We start from the raw sequence: 17,361 nt of genomic DNA, 5'->3' as shown, positions 1-17,361 counted from the left end.
AGAATCTTCTATTACTATCAAGCCATACTTTTTAGCTAAGGTATTAATAAAGTCCATCTCAACCGCCTGCCCATAAAGATGAACTGGCAGAATCGCTTTTGTTTTAAATGTTATATTTTCTTCAATCCTTTTTACATCAATGTTATAAGTATTAATATCCGGTTCAACAAATATTGGAGTTAAATTATTTTCAGTAATTGATAAAATGCTTGCTATATAAGTATTTGCAGGGACTATCACCTCATCCCCATCTCTAATTTTTCCCATTTCTTTATAAGCCCTAAAAATTAGTGTAAGGGCGTCTAAGCCATTTGCCACACCAACACAGTGTTTCACGCCACAGTATTTAGCGAATTCATTTTCAAACAAAGCAACTTCTTCGCCCAAAATATACCATCCGGACTCAAGTACCCTCTGAAACGCTTCCTTCAATTCACTTTGATATTGTGAATTTATTTTTTTAAGATCAAGAAATGATATCATGTTTTTTTAATTTTAGCGATAAACTCTGAATAATCTCTAACATAATCTGATTCATCATAAAAATCGCTGGCAAGAACCATCAAGACACAATCTTGAGAAAAATCGAACATCTCGTGCCAAAGCATAGCTCCAATATGAAGACCCAAGACAGGGGAATTCAACTCATAATTTTCTTTATTTCTCCCATCATCGGTTAAAACTTTACAACTTCCAGATGTGCAAACTAAAACCTGATCCAGTGATTTATGGGCATGGAAGCCACGCCTCACCTCATCTTTGACACCAAAAATATAATAAACTCTCTTGATATCAAATGGAATATTTTTGCCTGATTCCAATGAAATCAACGAACCCTTGTCATTAACATGACATTTCAATTTAATCATTTTTTGATTCATAGTTTTTATTAAGTTCTAACCACTTTTCATATCCAATTTCATCCCATGGCATACCTCGTGAAAAATTATTCATCCATGGATAATGAAACCCTTCTTTTCCCTTTGATTTAATTTCTCTTATATCACATAAGAATTTGGCTGGATTGCCTACCACAACAGAATACTCCTTAACATTTTTGTTAACAACTGCATTTGCACCAACTAAGCAATTTTTGCCAACATAAACATCCGGCAACAAAATAGCACCAGTTGCAATCTGAGAATAGTCATCAACTGTTGCACCTATACAAATATTGGACGGAGGAGTTGGGTCATTTGTAAAAACAACATATGGATAAACGAATACAAAATTCCCAATTTTTGATTTCTGCCCAATATGAACATTGCTATGCAAACGACAATAATCGCCTAGGCTAACACAACCTTGAATATCCGATAATGTTCCAACAGAACAATGAGAACCCATAGTAGTTTTTTCTCTTATCGTGACCCTGTGACCAAGCTGTAAATTATCTCCAAAAGTGCTTCCCGCATATATGATGCAATGACTTCTAATAAGGCATTCTCGACCTAGTTTAAGATGCGGTTGTCGATAGTCCTCATCAAAATAATAACTATTCAGGGGTTCCCCTAAAACACAATCATTACATATTATCGAATTATCACCGATCGTAACATTATCATATATTGTTACATTATCCCCAATTTTAACATTTTCACCTATTATAGCACTCTTGCTAATAAATATATTTTTTCTATTAAATTTCATATTTTTCCTTTATAAACGTAAAATCCTTCTCCTGACTTTTTGCCAAGCTTACCTGTTTTAACAAGCTCAGAAAGAAGTGGGGATGGTTTATATCTTTCATCGCCCAATCCAGCATGCAGAACATTTAAAATAGCCTCAACTGTATCAAGACCTATAAAATCAGCCAACGTTAATGGTCCCATCGGAAGGTTACATGATAATTTCATACCTAAATCAATATCCTCTGCATTTGCTGTTCCAGAATTTAATACATGAATAGCTTCGTTAATCATTGGCATTAAAATTCTATTAACCACAAATCCTGGCGAATCGTTAACCATTATCTTTTCTTTACCAATCTTTTTTATTAGTTCAACGACAATATTAACAGTATTCTCGCTTGTATTTATCCCCCTTACAACCTCCACACCTTTCATAACTTGAGCGGGATTCATAAAGTGCATTCCAATAACCTTATCGGGTCTTGACGTAGCCTTTGCCAAATCAGTAATTGATAAAGATGAGGTGTTCGAAGCGATTATTACTTCTTTATCAAGATTCGCATCCAATTTTTTGAACAATTCCATCTTTAAATTAATGTTTTCTGGGATCGCTTCGATAACAAATTCTGAATTCGATATATCAGAAATCTCTGTAGTGCATTTGACATTCCTCAACAAACCGTTAACACCTACTGAATCAACGATTCCTTTCTCATGCATTTTATGAATATTTTTTTTAATCGAAGAAAATGCAATTTCACAACGTTCTACATCAACTTCCAATATCGTAACTTTAAAACCTGAGCGTAAAAGCACAATCGCTATACCGCTACCCATTTGTCCACCACCAATTACTGCAAAGTTATTTATCTTATTCATCAAACCCCTCTTCTCCATTTATCTCGTATTATAATTCTTTTCCATCCACGTTTTATATTCACCACTAATCACATTTTTAACCCAGCGATCGTTTGACAGATACCAGCGAACAGTATTCTCAAGTCCGCCTTCAAAACTAAACTTTTGCTTCCATCCAAGTTCGGACCTGATCTTTGAGCAGTCAATTGCATAGCGTCTGTCATGACCAAGTCGATCCTTAACAAAAGTTATCAGTTGTTTGTAACAACTAGAGGGCTTTTCCTTACATTTAGCAACCACATCACAGAGAAAAGTAACGAGTTTTATGTTTTCCCACTCATTTTCTCCACCTATATTGTAAGTCTCACCAATCTTACCATTCTTAATTATTTCCAATACGCCGAGATTATGATCGTCTACGTATATCCAATCCCTGATATTTTTTCCGTCTCCGTAAACCGGCAACTCTTTGCCCGTTGTCATATTTAAAATCATTAACGGAATTAATTTTTCCGGAAACTGATATGGGCCATAGTTATTTGAACAATTTGAAATAGTCACGGGTAAACCATAAGTATGAAAATATGCCATAACCAAATGGTCCGAAGAAGCTTTTGACGCTGAATATGGACTTCTGGGATCGTAAGCTGTATTTTCTTTAAAATATCCCAACTCTCCTAAGCTGCCGTAAACTTCATCAGTGCTTATGTGGTGAAACAAGACATCGTCTCTATTATTCCAATAATTTTTTGCCACATCCAGAAGATTAAATGTCCCAAATATATTTGTTTTTATAAATTCAGATGGTCCGTGAATTGATCTGTCCACATGACTTTCGGCCGCGAAATGAACTACTGTGTCTATATTGTATTTTTCGAAGATTTTTTGAATATTTTCAGAATCACAAATATCGGCCTTTTCAAAAAAATATCTATTATCTCCGAACTTTTCTGCAATGTCTGCTAGGTTTTCTAAATTACCGGCATAGGTCAATTTATCAATATTTATGATACGACCAGAAAACCCGGGTCGAGATAAGATTAATCTGATAAAATTACTGCCGATAAAACCTGCGCCACCTGTCACTAGAATGTTTGTTAATTTTCTTTTCATGATATAAGCCCGCGAAGATAGGTTCCATAGTCTGTTTTTGAAAGTTTTTCCGCAATACTAAGAACATTCTCCCTTGTTATCCAATTATTATGCAACGCAATTTCCTCAAGACATGCTATCATAAAACCCTGTCTTTTTTGAACTGTATGAATAAACTCGCTTGCCTCCATAAGACTTTCGTTTGTTCCCGTATCCAGCCAAGCAAAACCCCTGCCCAAAAGCTCCACAAATAGCTTTTCTTTTGCCAAATATATTTTATTAACGTCTGTAATTTCAAGTTCGCCACGGGCTGATGGTTTTAAATTTTTGGCAATATCCACAACTGAATTATCATAGAAATATAATCCTGTTACAGCATAAGAAGATTTCGGATTATGAGGTTTTTCTTCAATTGAAATTGCCTTATGTTCACTATCCACTTCTACAACACCAAATCGTTCGGGATCCTTAACTTGATATGCGAAAACTGTGGCACAGTTATCTTTTTTAACCGCTTTCTCAAGTAATGGTCTAAAACCCTGCCCGAAAAAAAGGTTGTCACCAAGAATAAGAGAAACTGAATCTGTGCCAATAAATTTTTCGCCAATAATAAATGCTTCTGCGAGTCCGCTCGGCTTCTGCTGAACAGCATAATCAATGGACATTCCCCATTGTTTGCCATCACCAAGAAGTTCTTGAAAACGAGGGGTATCGCTTGGTGTTGATATGACAAGAATTTCTCTAATTCCCGCCAACATCAAAACCGACAGTGGATAGTAAATCATCGGCTTATCATAAACGGGTAACAGCTGTTTTGATATTACCCTTGTTACAGGATAGAGCCTCGTTCCACTACCACCGGCTAAAATTATTCCTTTCATAACAATTCCTTTCAAAATCTACGTTCAGTAACAGTATAAAAAAATACGCACATCGTAATGATGACTTTAGACACTACACATAATACTCAAGATACCAATCGATGAATCTTTCTATTCCATCCCTGATACTCGTCGAGGGTTTAAACCCCACATCCCGCATCAGATCATCGACGTTGGAAAAACAGGGCGTAAGGAAAGGCTTATGATGACTTTAACATTCAATCATCAATTCACTTGCCGGCATAACTTTAATTTTAAAACCTTCCATCTCGATCGTTTTATCTTGACTCAGCGTAATTATCGCGCCGTCTTTGATTGAAAGGGATTTCATAGCGGAAATAAGCCCTTGCGTCTCGCGCTTCATATTGCTCTCGTCCAAGTTCGAACAAACCTGATATGCCTTCACAATCTTTGCCCCCTGCTTAATTATAAAATCACACTCATTTTTATAATCATCCCAGTAAAACATTTCATAATTCTTAAGATAAGATAACCGCTTCAGCTCCACAGCAACTGCGTTCTCTAAATATCTGCCAGCATCTTCACTGAAAGCAAAGCGTATTGAACTGGCCATGCCATTATCGATGCAATAAACTTTTTTAAACGAAGACTGCTGTTCTGTGAGCTTGTATGAAAACTTATTTAAAGTGAAAATAAGAAAGCTTTTTTCCAGATAATTTATATATTCCCTGATTGTGTTTGAACTCTTTATCCCCAGATGTTTTGCAATCTTATTTGCCGAAACTTTCGATGTAATATTGTTAATAAGCAGGACCGACAACTCTTCAAGCTCTTTTGCGAATTGCAAATTATAACGGACAACAATATCTTTTGTGATTATAGATGTGATCAAATTACGAACAAACTCTTGCCCAAATTTATAACGGTCAAAAATTCCACCATCAATCAAATACTCGTTAAGATGCTTCGATAATTCTCCAGAATATTTTGTCGTCTTCTTTGAATCTTTATAATCAAACTTTTGATAATCGAGATATTCAGCAAAATTCATAGGAAACAAAACATAGTCGCTATATCTCCCTGTAAGATGTGTTGCCAAATCGCTACTTAAAAGGTTTGCGTTTGAACCGGTGATGATGACTTTATATTTTTCCCTTAGCCGGTTGACAAAAAGTTCCCAACCTTTGATGTTTTGTATTTCATCAAACAGTAAATAGTCAAAGTCGCCGTAGATTGAATAAAACGTTTCGAGAAGAGAATTAAAATCCTCCGTTTTAAAGGATACCAACCGTTCATCATCGAAGTTGATCGAGGCGTATTTGCTTCCCTTGAGCAAAAGATGTCCAAAAATTGATTTTCCAGCACGCCTTAGACCGCTCAAAAGCAGGAGATTTGGACTTGTCAGGGCCTTTTTACACTTATCAAAACCTAACCTGCTGATAATATTATCATTTTCTAACTTTTCTTCAACCAGAGCCTCCTGATCAAAAATGACCTTTTTAAGAATATCGTTGTTCATAATGACTATATTTATAGATTATTTTTATTATAAATGCAAATATTTAAGATTCTGGACTCTCCCGATGGAGCCGCTTCATCGGTTAACGTAAACCCTCGCCGTCATTCCCGCGGCACTAAGCCGCCGCTAACGCGGGGCAAACCACCGCTACCGCGCGGGGCAAACGGGAATCCTGTTCCAACCGTTCACCAGTCACGGTTGTTGCTGGAGGGGGTCGAATCCTGATCCCTGATCTTTGATCAGCATTTTGTAAGATTAGCTTATATTCGAAAATAATCGTTATTAAGATCAAGATCAGAATCAGGATCAAGATTAAGATGAAGAAGAATCAGGATTAAGATGAAGATTAAGATTAAGATTAAGATGCGGAAAGGATTTTTTCTCAGCCTCAGCCTTAACCTGTTTTTTTGGTCAATGGTCTATAGTCCATATTTTGCGGCATGGAGGGGAAATTTTTCGGGTATCACAGTATCGGAAGGGGTTTGGGAGTGGCAAAATTACTGGTATCTTCTTATGACCGCCTTGACGATGCCGCCAACGGTGAGCTCGCCCTGCGGTTTTATTACGGGGTATTTCGGGTTTGCCGGCACCAGCTCGTAGCTTCCCGAGGCGGATCGGAGATATTTTAGCGTCCACTCGTTGTCCACGCAGGCAAGGACGATGTCCCCGCTCTTGGCGCGCATCGACCTGTCTATTATGACCAGATCGCCGTCGAATATCCCGGCCTCGATCATGGAGTCGCCGGAGACCTTGAGCAGGAAAGATGCATCGGGGTTGTCTATTAGATATTCGTCGAGCGAGAGGGTGTCGATCAGCTCCTCTTCGGCGGGGGTCGGGAAGCCGGCCTGGACGTAGCCGACAAGCGGAAGGCCGAACCTCTCGTTTCTCGGGATGAGGCGGCCGGAATCGTCCTTTTCTATGTACCCCTCCTCCATGAGTTTCGATGCGAGGCGGAAGGCGGCGTTTTTGGAGCTGTATCCGAACATCCTGCATATCTCGGAGTAGGTTGGAAGGCGGCGATTTGTTCTGTAGAACCTGCGCAGAACGCCGAGTTTGTCATCCGTTGTGCACTTCAAAGCCATATCTGAGCCGTTTCCAGGGATATTCCCCGCGCTATGCGGAGGGTTGGCATAGCGCGGGGGGTTTGGTATCCGTCGCCCCTCATCGATCGTACAGGACCTTCGCAATATTTCAAATTTTCGAGGGCCCTTATCGGCCGATGAGCCGGGTCTTATTTCGATATACAACTTAAGTGAACGCTCGTTCACTTGTCAAGCGGCGATGTATTTTTTTGCTGAAAAGCATTTATTTTCATGTTCAAAGCTGGTTTAGGCGGGATGCGCATCCCATGCGTCACTGGAAAAGGAGGGGCAGGTGCCCGGAAGAACATCGAAAAGGCTTTCGTCAATCGGCGGCTACGCCTTTGCCGAAATAGGTAAAAAGGTCGAGGAGCTTAAAAAGAGGGGGATAAATCCGATAAATTTCGGCGTCGGCGACCCCACCGAGCCAACCCCAGAAATAGTCCGCAGGGCGATAAAGGATGCGGTCGATCTCCGCGCCGAGAGCGGGTACCCGAGTTACATCGGCTCGCTGGAATACAGGCGGGCCATCGCCGACTGGACCTGTCGGCGCTTCGGCATAAAGCTCGATGTCGAGGCCGAGATCTGCGCCTCGATAGGCTCGAAGGAGGCGGTCTTCAACTTCCCCGAGGCATTCATCGATCCGGGGGATGTCGTCCTCGTTCCCAATCCGGGATATCCGCCATATTCGCGCGGCACGCTGTTTTCCGAAGGGGAGGTCTATTACATGAACCTCCTCCCCGAACGCGGATTTCTGCCCGATCTCGATTCCATCCCGGAGGATGTCTGCAGGCGCGCCAAGATAATGTGGATCAACTATCCAAATAATCCGACCGGCGCCATTGCACCAAGAAAGTTCTTTGAAAAGGCGGTCGCCTTCGGACAGAGGCACGGGATCATCATAGCCTCCGACGAGGCGTATTCGGAAAACTATTACGATGATCCGCCCCCGTCGATGCTGGAATTTTCGCGCGACGGCGTGATCGTCTTTCAGTCGCTTTCGAAGCGCAGCTGCATGACGGGATACCGCGTCGGCTGGGTCGCCGGGGATTCGGAGATCGTAGGGGCCTTCAAGAAGCTAAAGACCAACGTCGATTCGGGGACGCCAACCTTCATACAGGACGCCGCGATTGCCGCCCTTTCGGACGAAAAGCATGTCGAGGACCTGAGGGATCTATACAGAAAAAAACGGGATGCGATAGCGGGGGCGTTCGTCGAAGCGGGGCTTCCCGACTGCAGGCCCGCGGCGACGCTTCACATGTGGCAGAAAGTTCCGGAGGGTTTCTCTTCCGTGGAATTTGCCGAGCGTCTGCTCGATCCCAAAATCGCGATCGTCGTAACTCCGGGGTCGTGGGTGAGCGACGAGGCGCACGGCGAAAACCCTGGCGAGTGGTTTGTCAGGCTGTCGCTGGTTCCTTCGCTTGATGAGTGCCTGGAGGTGGCGGAGAGAATCCGAAAAAATCTCCAGTCCAATCTCTAATCCTCGGACGCGTATCGTCCGTGTTACCCGGGAAACCACGAGATTAGGAGCCTCTGCATACATTCGTGTCGCCATCTGCATCGAATTTTATATTCTCGTTATTTTTCCAGGTGCTATTTTCTGATGACGGGTCAGATCTTAGATACCATTTCCCTGTTGGTTCCCTGCCACCGGTATCGCCATTGAACCTATCCCTAGTGCTATCCCAAGCTGGTTTGTCATGGCATTTTCCACCAATAGGTATGCATCTTATATCATCTTTGCCGTCGTCTTTTATGGTGGACTTGTAACCTTCTCCCTCATTATCGTCAAAATATACCCAGTTTTTACCTACTACATAGAATCTTTCTATTTTGTGATACATTGTCCATACAGCGGCACTGGGCTGTTTTGTTTTTACCTCGAGATGGTGTATGTCGGTAAGAAATATGGAGGTGTTAGTTATCAGATCCAGCGGCGGCCAGTTCCATCTTTTAATCTCTTCTGTCTCACCGCACCAGGCCGCGATGTCCTTCTCTTTTGATTTGTTTCCAATTATAGAATCGCCTTCAGTATAAAGAGCTATCTGTGCCGTTGAAGTATCGGAGCCGTTGAATGTGTCTGTCGCGAATAAAAAATGCGCGAATTTTACATTTTCTATCTTCTCCTGACTGGGTTTGGGGATTTCCACGGTGATCGGTACGTCGTGCGTGACCTTTTTCATGCAGCCGTTGTCCGTGACCGAGACATTGAGGATTTCATAAACGCGTATCGGATCTCTGGCTGTGCCCTGTTCGAAGCTGTCGAGATCTTTTTTAGCGTCCCAATTCAGCTTATCATTTATATTGGCATACGCCGTGTCGCGAGTGATTTTAATCGTTTCTCTGTTGGCAGGCCTATTTTCTGAGCCATACTCTCCCCAAAAATCGTTCAGGTCTACATACGGAGGTCCATCAGTAAGGTCTGTAGAAGTTAAGGGAGCAACTGTAACGCCAGTTTCTACATCAACCAAACTCTCTTTCATCTCAGTCGGTATATTCCAGAAAAATGGCCCCTTTCCACCCTTTACCGAGAGTGAAACTACGGGTTCAGAACCGCTTCCTCGCTCTATCGTGAAAAAGCCGTCAGGATGATCCTCTGTGCTCAGTCCCACATCCAAGGACTCGCACGGGTCTTTGGCAAAGCTGATTCTTTCCATCTTCAGGGTTTCGCCGTCGCCTGCTTCGTTTTTGGCCGTAATCGTTATCTTTATGGGGTTTTCTTCAAGTTCCTTAACCTTTGCTAGAATAGGTTGTTCAAAGAAAAGTATTTCATAGGGCGTCCCTCGGGTGATTTCGACACTCTTTTTGTCGATAATGGGCAGTTCACTGCTCTTTATTGTAAGATAATATTTTTCTCCCTCGCCGTTGATGTCGATCTTCATCTTGCCATTGTAGGGGACTACAAAGGACTTCTCGTCAAGCTGTTTTGCCACGCTGTCCGCCTTATCTTTTTCTGTGCCGGCAGCATCGATCAAGGAGGCTTGTATTATGAATCCATCCTCCTTCACATTTACCTTAAATTCCTTCGTGGCTGTTCCCACCTGATCTGGAGATATGTCCATCTTGTCTGCTATCTCATTTTCTCGTCCGTCGAAGACACGGTCCTTCGCCTTGACGGTTATCGTGTATGAGCCGATCTTTTTCGGCTTGAATTTTATATTCGTTTCATTGGTAATTTTGTCGTGATCTTCGCTGATGAGTTCCTTCGGTATGGTAGTCGTAAAACTGTAATTGCCGCTTCCTCCGGCCGCCTTCAGTTCCGGTATGGGTGGTTTTGCACCTATAACCGCGCTCGTATCGCTAAGCGCCGTTTCTATCCTTATGCCGTGTATCTTCGTTTTTATGTTGAAGGAGTTTTCGCTGCACGCGGAGCCCTTGCTGCCGCAGACCTTGAGGGATACCTTGTGCGTCTGAATGTCGCACCCCTCGAAGGGGAGAAGCCCGGAGACCCTAAGGATATTTTTCGACGAATCGGAGGGCTCGGCCTTGGCCCAAGCGGGAAGCCCGTTTACCTTCCATGAAATTTCGCCGGTGCCGCCCTTGGTGTTTATTGCTTTGCTGAAGTCCCTGCCGCATTCCACCGTCACGTCTCCTATCGCAGTGGGCCAGAATACGGGGGGTACGGCGGCATCTTCGCTTTCCATGTCCCCCTCATCGAATACCACCAAAGGATCGTCTGTGCCTGTTTCTGTGCCTGTTGAGGTTGTTGTATTGGTGTCGGATTTGGATTTTATATTGCCTCCGCACGCGGCAAGTGCGAGTGCGATAGCGAGGATGACGACTATTAAGTGTGAAATTTTATTCATAGCGGCTCTCCTAAGGTTCTCTTGACCCGTATATATTATCGGACGCTGGGTATGTCAAAATTGCTAAAAACCCGTTTTTTTCATTCTAGCAGCTTATGCCGATTATGAAAGGGAAAATTTCCCTTGTAACCATCCAGATATCTGGTAAAAAGCGGCGATGCTGTTTAACTCCTTTGAATTCCTCATTTTTTTTACGATACTCCTCCTGCTGTATATATCCCTGAGGCATCGCTGGCAAAACTATCTGCTTCTCGTCGGGAGCTACGTATTCTACGGCTCATGGGACTGGCGATTCCTCTCGCTGCTGATCATTTCAACCGCGCTGGATTATTTTTGCGGGCTCGGGATGGAGGGGGCGGGGTCCGATGCGAAGCGAAAACGATATCTCCTCATAAGCCTCTGCGGAAATCTGCTGATCCTGGGTTTTTTCAAGTATTTCAACTTCTTCGCTGAAAATCTGGTGGAGCTTCTCGCTCTTTTCAACATCGCTATCAGACCGCTTTACCTCGACATAATTTTACCGGTTGGGATCTCGTTCTACACCTTTCAGACGATGAGCTATTCGATAGATGTATACAGGAGAGAGATTAAGCCCACGCGAAATTTTCTGGATTTTGCGCTGTTCGTCTCATTTTTCCCCCAGCTCGTCGCGGGGCCGATAGAGCGCGCCAAGCACCTGTTGCCGCAGATTCTGGGGGAGCGGTCGGTGACATTGGAGAAATTCTACGACGGCGCGGCCTTCATCTTTTGGGGGCTTTTTCAGAAGGTCTATGTGGCCGACAACCTCGCCGCGCTCGTCGATCCGGTCTTTGAATCCCGCAGCCTTTCGGGGGTTTCCTATCTGATCGCAGGGTATGCCTTCATGCTCCAACTCTACTGCGATTTTGCGGGATATTCGAACATCGCCAAGGGGCTCGGAAAGATGATGGGCTTCGATATCATGACCAACTTCAACTTTCCCTTCTTCGCGTGCAACGTTCGGGAGTTTTGGAAGAGGTGGCACATCAGCCTCACGAGTTGGATAAGGGATTACCTGTACGATCCCATGGTCGGTAATTCCAAATCGAAGTGGCGAAAGGGCGTGTGCGCGGTATTCGCGATGTCCTTGATTGGTCTATGGCACGGGCCGTCATGGCATTTCGTGTTGTTTGGATTTTATTCGGGGCTTGGAATAGTCGGGTATTACGCGATCCGGCCATGGCTTGCGCGTTTGAAATCGGCGCTGCCCAAGTATGCGCGGGCGATCTTCGGAGTCGCAACCGCGTTTCTGTATTTTCAGATGTTACTTTTTGGGTTCATATTTTTCAGGGCGCAGTCGGTCGGCGGCGGATTTCATATATTGTCCAGATTGCTGCAGGATTTTTCGCTGCGGCCGGAGGATGCGCCGCTTGTCGTGAATTTTTTTATGTTCGCGCTGCCGCTTTTGCTTATGGAGCTGTGGCAGTATCGCAGCGGAAGCGTGATCTGCTACGCGAAGTCCCGTTTCTGGATAAGGGTTCCGGTCTATCTGGTGCTGTTTTATTTGATCCTCCTCTTTGGAGTCAGCGATGCCAAGGCGTTCATATATTTCCAGTTTTAAGCGCCTGCCGTGGGCCGTCATCATCGCCTTTTTGCTGATGGTGCTTGGGCAGAATCTCGCCTTCAACTCGAAGGCCTTTTGGGCCTATTTCTACAGGAACAGCAGCCCGAGGACGGACGACGCCTTTCGATTCGAGGCGGTGGCTAGAAACTCCGGGCGGGGGACCGGGTTCTTCTTCCTCGGCGCGAGCCAGGCGAGGGAGAACGTCGATACGAGGATGCTCGAAAGGGAGTTCGGCTCCGAGGGGATTCGCTTCTACAACCTCGGCATTTCCAATGCGCACGCTATGGATCTGTACATGACGATCGACCGCGTCCTCGAGGCGAGGCCGACCCATATCGTTCTGATATCGGATTTGAACATGATCTCCTCGCGGTACATGTATCCGAAGTTGAGGCCCTATTTCAATCACGATGCGATTCCCGCGATAGTTAGTCATCTCGGATATCGGGAGGTGTGGAGGGAGAGAACTGAATTTTTGCACTCCTTTCTTGGGGAGATATTTCCGTTCTACAGGTTTCGCGAGTCGATAGGGAGAATCCTGAAAGATGAGGTTTCGATATTGGCCGGGATGTCGAAGCGCAAGCCCTTCCTAAGGTTCGCTTATTCGAAGAGGATGAACACCTTCGATGAGAAAATTTTAAATGAGCGCCTGGCCGAGGAAAGGCCGGGGAGGGGGGTGCGTCCCGAAGAAGTTTCTATGAACGAGTGGATGCTTGAAAGCTGCGTGAAGAAGATAACAGAGATGGGAATTCCGCTTCTGGTTATAGATGCGCCGTATTACCCCGGGGTGAAGGAGGGATATTTTTCGAAGCTCTTCGCGCCGTATCACTCCTTCATGATCCTACTGTCGGAGAAGTACGGGTTTCCATATTTTTCGGATGCCGATCTGAACTTTTTGGAAAGGGAGGATTTCGTGGATCACACGCATCTCACGAGATCCGGGCGTATCAAGTTCACGAAATTTATCTCGGAGCTGATCCGGGGACAGAAATGGTTCGTGCCCCAAATCGGAGGGCTTTAAATTCCTTCTTTTGGGGACACAAGCGGTTCGTCTTACCCCATATCAATTTTCAAATGGTAGCCCTGCATTGTAAATGATATTTGCGGATATAAGCTAGTCTTACAAAACCGGATTAAAGATCAGCGATTAGCGACCACGATCTGACGATCACTTTTCTTTTGACGGGGTTCCCCCTTCGTCGACAAGGCGCACTTCGCCTCCCTATCCGGCATCATAAATTTTCGAATGGTAACCCTTCATTGTAAATGATATTTGCGGCTGTAACCGAATTTTACAAAGGCGGATTACTGATCAGGGATTAATGATCACGACCGATGATCACTTCAGTTTGTAGAGCATTCTCACCGCCTGAAGCAGAGACGATTGAAGCTCCTCGTAGATGGGCTTGCTGATATATCCATAAGCGATGGCGACATCGAAAATAGAGGATACTTCGGTAGCAGATCCTATCGCGATATCAAAAAACCGTCTTCTCTCCTTTATCGACCTCCTGCCGTTTCCCTCCGCGATATTTAGTATAACGCTCGAAAGGGCTCGTTTAAGCTGATCCACGAGATATCCTGACCCTGAGGGCCACGATCCGATTAGCTCTGGCATTCTTTTTGCCACCCCAAGGCAAAGATTGTAGCAGTAAAGCCGCTGATGTCCGAACATAATACCTCCCTTTGTGATTTTAATTTCAAAACCTCCCGACCGGTTGAGAGGTTTTGAAATTAAAATCACAAGGAGGGGGTTTGAAATGAATCATCAGCGGCTTAACTGCTACGGACTTTTGCTTTCGGTCGCAAAAAGGATGCCAGAGCTAATCGGATCACTTCCAAGGGGGAATTACTATCTGGAGGATCAGCTTAAAAGGGCGCTTTCTAGCACGCTACTTAACTTAGCGGAGGGAAACGGCAGGAGGTCACAGAGAGACAGGAATCGGTTTTTCGATATTTCGCTAGGGTCTATAGCCGAGGTTGCCTCGATTATCGATATCTTGTCGGCTTATGGATATATATCTGCCAGCTATCAGGAGGAGCTGAAAACGCTACTTCGCAGGGCTTATGCGATGATCATAAATCTGAAGAAGTTTAATCCGGTATCTTGAATCTTCAGCTTTATCGTCATCTTGATCTTAATGACGCCTAACTTGCCTCTTTTCCGTTATTCATATGACATGCATCAAGTTCATCCTTGATAGCAATATCTTTTCGCCGTTTGATCTTCTCCCAGTTTAACGACTGGAAGAAATCCCTCAGATCCTCCGATGTCTTTCGGGCCTTGATACCCATGCTGACTCGCGCGCTGCCCAAGTCTGCCCCCATCTCAGCGTAGCGCTTTTTTAGGCTCTTTACGAAGCCTTTGGTGCTCCTCCTCATCTGCCTCGAGAGGCGCCACCCGTACGCGCTGATGATGACGGACCATATATCTAACCTGTTGATCTTCCCTATCAGCCTTGAGAGCGAATAAAATTTGAGCGTGGCTGAGAGAGTTTTTTTCTGAAGCTGGATGTAGCTCATCCCCTTCGGCTGGAAAACTACATGATGTGCGTCGTAATATTCCCAGTCTCTCGACAGCAGCCTTCCCTCTCGCTCCAGCTGTTCAAAGACCGGCGTCCCCGGTAGGGGAGTGAGGATCATGAACTGCACGGAGGAGAGCCCGTTCTTTTTCGCGAAGCGGACGGTCTCGCGGATAGTCTTCGGGCTGTCGGTGTCTGCGCCGAAGATGAACATCCCGTGAACGCGTATTCCGCGAGACTGTATTATTCCGATGCTTCGTTCTATTTCTTCACGGGTCTGACCTTTGTTCAGGTTTTTGAGCGTTTCTGGATTTATCGATTCGAGCCCTATGTAAACATACTTGCACTGCGACTGAACCATGAGATCCATGAGCTCGGGATCGTCGGCGACGTCGATTCGCACCTGTGCCATCCATTTTGTGCCGGCCTTTTCGCGGATCATCCTGCGAAGAAGTTCCTTCGTGTGTGCGCGATTTGCGGCGAAATTGTCGTCATAGAAGAAGACCCATTCGGGGCGCCTTTCGCGCAATTCCCGTATGACGTTGTCAACCGAGCGGAAGCGGTATTTTCTGCCGAACATCCTCGTGACCGAACAGAAATTGCATCCGAATGGACAGCCCCGCGACATCATTATGGGGGTGATGGAAAGATCCACCCCTGTTTTTTTGTTCCCCTTGATCAGCGAAAAATCCGGGATCGGAAATTTGTCCAAGTCTGGGCACGCCTCGGGGAGAGGGTTCTTGCATATGCGGTTGCCGTAGTGCCAGACTAGCCCCGGTATCTGTTCGAAGGGTTTTCTGCCGTTGAGCGCGCAGATGAAGTCGAGGATCGTCTCCTCCGTTTCTCCGCACAGCACAAAATCGCAGTGAAGCAGCGCCTCTTCAGGAAGAAATGATACGTGCGGTCCTCCCATGAAGACCGGAATCCCCGCTTTGCGGATGTGGTGCGCCATCTCGTAGGCGCGCGGCGCCGTGGAGGTGATAGTTGATATTCCGACCGCGTCGGCGTCGAAGACGGCGTCCCAGTCGATCCCCTTAACCCCCTCGATGAATATCTGGACGTCGTACCCGGCGTTTCTGAGTATCGTCCCGAGTATGATCGTGCCCAGTCTTGGGAAACCCCATTTTTTATATACGTGAGCGCCGGGAGATTTAGGTTCTATGAATACGATTTTTTTAATTTGATCTTCATTCATGGGATGGATCGGTACCGCATCGGCGGGGAAAAGCAAGGCGTTTTCATCGTCGCAGCGCGTTAGTTATCGGCCAGTTGTTCAAGGAGTTCATCCTTCTTCATCATGAACTCGGGGAGGGTCAGGACGATGAGTCTTTCACTTTCGATCAGCGGCAGAAGCAGCTCCAAAGAGGAATTTCTCGTCACCGTGATTGTAAAATTGGCCCTGTAAAGCGCCTTTCGAAATGGCTCGTAAAACCCCATACGATCCTCGAGTTCTAGCGGACCTATCTCATCCATTAAAAATATTTTGCATCGGCTTTCGATAGAGGTAGCGAGTTCGAAGGGCGTCGGATTAAAGAAGAACCTTCGCCATTTTATGTATTCGGGAGTCTCCTTTTCAGTTGTGAAGGGAATTTTCTCGCCCAGCTTTCCATTCGATATGGGGACGAAGTCGTGACCGGCCTTTTGCTCATTTTCCATCCGCGCGGGGGTCGCCCATCCTGAAATATCTATTCCCTTTGAAATGGCCTCGGATACAAATGCGAGGATCGCAGAGCTCTTGCCGCTGTCGATATCATCTGAAAGGATTATGCTCATATTTCGGCGGAATTTTTCAGTGCATCAGCAGGTTGATCGTTACCGCGGATGTGGCAAGTGCTATGGCTGAGGCTGCCTGCCAGGCGAGCCCTAATCCGTTTTTTACGCGAAGCGCCGCGGCGGCATAAGCTGTGCAAATTGCAGCGGACAGTATCGAGGTGGCTGGAAATTGAATGAGGATAGAGTTGAGCGGATTCATCGTGTGATTGGTCTCCCATCCATATCCGACATATGAAATGAGGTTAAAGCCTATCATCGACAAGGCAGCCATCGATGCCAGAGAGGCGAAAAACCTCGCCGGATTTTTTCCTCCCTCCGAAAATTTCATGAGTGCGGCTGCCGCCAGCCCCTGGCAGGCGATTGCAGTTGCGGGATTTAAAATCTGCCTGTCCATTATCGGGAGCGAGAATAGCCATGCGTCCAAAAATTTGAATGATGCTGCGAGAAGGCTTACCGCGAACAGGTCGCCTGACTTGAGAGAACTTTTCGATGCAGCGAAGAGTATAGCGAATCCCAACGATGCCATAATCGTTCCGGTGAACGGCACGTTGGCGAAGTGCATGGCCCCTCCTGCAGTCGCCTCGATGAACCCCCATGCTGAACCGAAAAACGCTATCCCTATAATTTTTTTCATCGCTGGAGCTCCTTAATCTGGGG

At 45.4% G+C, this 17,361-nt stretch carries 17 protein-coding genes and 1 pseudogene; 4 read left to right on the top strand and 14 right to left on the bottom strand.

Going from position 1 to position 17,361, the window contains the following annotated elements:
- The 9 genes and pseudogenes from GX659_06810 to lexA form a co-directional block, all read right to left on the bottom strand.
- The coding region (locus GX659_06810; protein ID NLD28494.1) for an aminotransferase at window positions 1-483 on the bottom strand (483 nt) is incomplete at its 3' end.
- Complete coding sequence (locus GX659_06805) at window positions 480-881, bottom strand: WxcM-like domain-containing protein (protein NLD28493.1); 402 nt, start codon at window positions 879-881, stop codon at window positions 480-482. The genes GX659_06810 and GX659_06805, both read right to left, overlap by 4 nt.
- Window positions 862-1,650 (bottom strand): N-acetyltransferase, encoded by a 789-nt coding sequence (locus GX659_06800; protein NLD28492.1) that lies wholly within the window; start codon window positions 1,648-1,650, stop codon window positions 862-864. The genes GX659_06805 and GX659_06800 overlap by 20 nt, the downstream gene beginning before the upstream one ends.
- Window positions 1,647-2,510: a 3-hydroxybutyryl-CoA dehydrogenase gene (locus GX659_06795; GenBank protein NLD28491.1), complete on the bottom strand. Its 864-nt coding sequence runs from the start codon at window positions 2,508-2,510 to the stop codon at window positions 1,647-1,649. Before GX659_06795 ends, GX659_06800 begins: the two co-directional genes overlap by 4 nt.
- Before the next feature lie 18 nt (window positions 2,511-2,528).
- Window positions 2,529-3,602 carry a dTDP-glucose 4,6-dehydratase gene (gene rfbB / locus GX659_06790; GenBank protein ID NLD28490.1) on the bottom strand — a complete coding sequence of 358 codons (1,074 nt, stop codon included), beginning with the start codon at window positions 3,600-3,602 and terminating at the stop codon, window positions 2,529-2,531.
- Window positions 3,599-4,462 (bottom strand): glucose-1-phosphate thymidylyltransferase RfbA, encoded by an 864-nt coding sequence (rfbA, locus tag GX659_06785; GenBank protein NLD28489.1) that lies wholly within the window; start codon window positions 4,460-4,462, stop codon window positions 3,599-3,601. Before rfbA ends, rfbB begins: the two co-directional genes overlap by 4 nt.
- A 73-nt stretch (window positions 4,463-4,535) precedes the next feature.
- Window positions 4,536-4,640, bottom strand: a pseudogene (locus GX659_06780) (capsular biosynthesis protein CpsI).
- 33 nt (window positions 4,641-4,673) lie between these two features.
- Window positions 4,674-5,942 carry an ATP-binding protein gene (locus tag GX659_06775; GenBank protein ID NLD28488.1) on the bottom strand — a complete coding sequence of 423 codons (1,269 nt, stop codon included), beginning with the start codon at window positions 5,940-5,942 and terminating at the stop codon, window positions 4,674-4,676.
- Between the two features lie 497 nt (window positions 5,943-6,439).
- Window positions 6,440-7,024: a repressor LexA gene (gene lexA / locus GX659_06770; protein NLD28487.1), complete on the bottom strand. Its 585-nt coding sequence runs from the start codon at window positions 7,022-7,024 to the stop codon at window positions 6,440-6,442.
- A gap of 292 nt (window positions 7,025-7,316) precedes the next feature.
- Between lexA and GX659_06765 the strand changes: the two genes are divergently transcribed.
- A complete protein-coding gene (locus GX659_06765; GenBank protein ID NLD28486.1) occupies window positions 7,317-8,501 on the top strand; it encodes an aminotransferase class I/II-fold pyridoxal phosphate-dependent enzyme in 1,185 nt (394 codons plus the stop codon).
- 43 nt (window positions 8,502-8,544) lie between these two features.
- Here the strand turns inward: GX659_06765 and GX659_06760 are convergent, their stop codons facing one another.
- On the bottom strand, window positions 8,545-10,827 hold the full coding sequence (locus GX659_06760; protein NLD28485.1) for a hypothetical protein: 2,283 nt from the start codon (window positions 10,825-10,827) through the stop codon (window positions 8,545-8,547).
- A 157-nt stretch (window positions 10,828-10,984) separates the two neighbouring features.
- Here GX659_06760 and GX659_06755 point away from each other — a divergent pair, with 157 nt between their 5' ends.
- Together GX659_06755 and GX659_06750 are read left to right on the top strand one after the other, a co-directional pair.
- Window positions 10,985-12,406, top strand: a complete 1,422-nt coding sequence (locus GX659_06755; GenBank protein ID NLD28484.1) for an MBOAT family protein — start codon at window positions 10,985-10,987, stop codon at window positions 12,404-12,406.
- Window positions 12,375-13,430, top strand: a complete 1,056-nt coding sequence (locus GX659_06750) for a hypothetical protein (GenBank protein NLD28483.1) — start codon at window positions 12,375-12,377, stop codon at window positions 13,428-13,430. Before GX659_06755 ends, GX659_06750 begins: the two co-directional genes overlap by 32 nt.
- Before the next feature lie 318 nt (window positions 13,431-13,748).
- On the opposite strand, the gene GX659_06745 is transcribed toward GX659_06750, so the two are convergent.
- Window positions 13,749-14,084 (bottom strand): four helix bundle protein, encoded by a 336-nt coding sequence (locus GX659_06745; protein NLD28482.1) that lies wholly within the window; start codon window positions 14,082-14,084, stop codon window positions 13,749-13,751.
- 85 nt (window positions 14,085-14,169) lie between these two features.
- Between GX659_06745 and GX659_06740 the strand changes: the two genes are divergently transcribed.
- Entirely contained in the window at window positions 14,170-14,520 is a 351-nt protein-coding gene (locus tag GX659_06740; protein ID NLD28481.1) for a four helix bundle protein, read from the top strand.
- A 37-nt stretch (window positions 14,521-14,557) separates the two neighbouring features.
- On the opposite strand, the gene GX659_06735 is transcribed toward GX659_06740, so the two are convergent.
- The 3 genes from GX659_06735 to GX659_06725 are packed head-to-tail and all read right to left on the bottom strand — an operon-like array spanning window position 14,558 to window position 17,338.
- The gene (locus GX659_06735) at window positions 14,558-16,126 is read right to left on the bottom strand and encodes a B12-binding domain-containing radical SAM protein (protein ID NLD28480.1); all 1,569 of its coding nucleotides are present in this window, start codon (window positions 16,124-16,126) and stop codon (window positions 14,558-14,560) included.
- A gap of 59 nt (window positions 16,127-16,185) precedes the next feature.
- The gene (locus tag GX659_06730) at window positions 16,186-16,704 is read right to left on the bottom strand and encodes a hypothetical protein (protein NLD28479.1); all 519 of its coding nucleotides are present in this window, start codon (window positions 16,702-16,704) and stop codon (window positions 16,186-16,188) included.
- Between the two features lie 16 nt (window positions 16,705-16,720).
- Window positions 16,721-17,338, bottom strand: coding sequence for a hypothetical protein (locus GX659_06725; GenBank protein ID NLD28478.1), 618 nt, complete (start codon window positions 17,336-17,338; stop codon window positions 16,721-16,723).
- Window positions 17,339-17,361 lie beyond the last annotated feature (23 nt).

It is taken from the genome of Myxococcales bacterium (assembly GCA_012513515.1).
Classification (GTDB): Bacteria; UBA10199; UBA10199; order 2-02-FULL-44-16; family JAAZCA01; genus JAAZCA01.
This window is presented reverse-complemented; position numbering and strand designations above follow the sequence as displayed.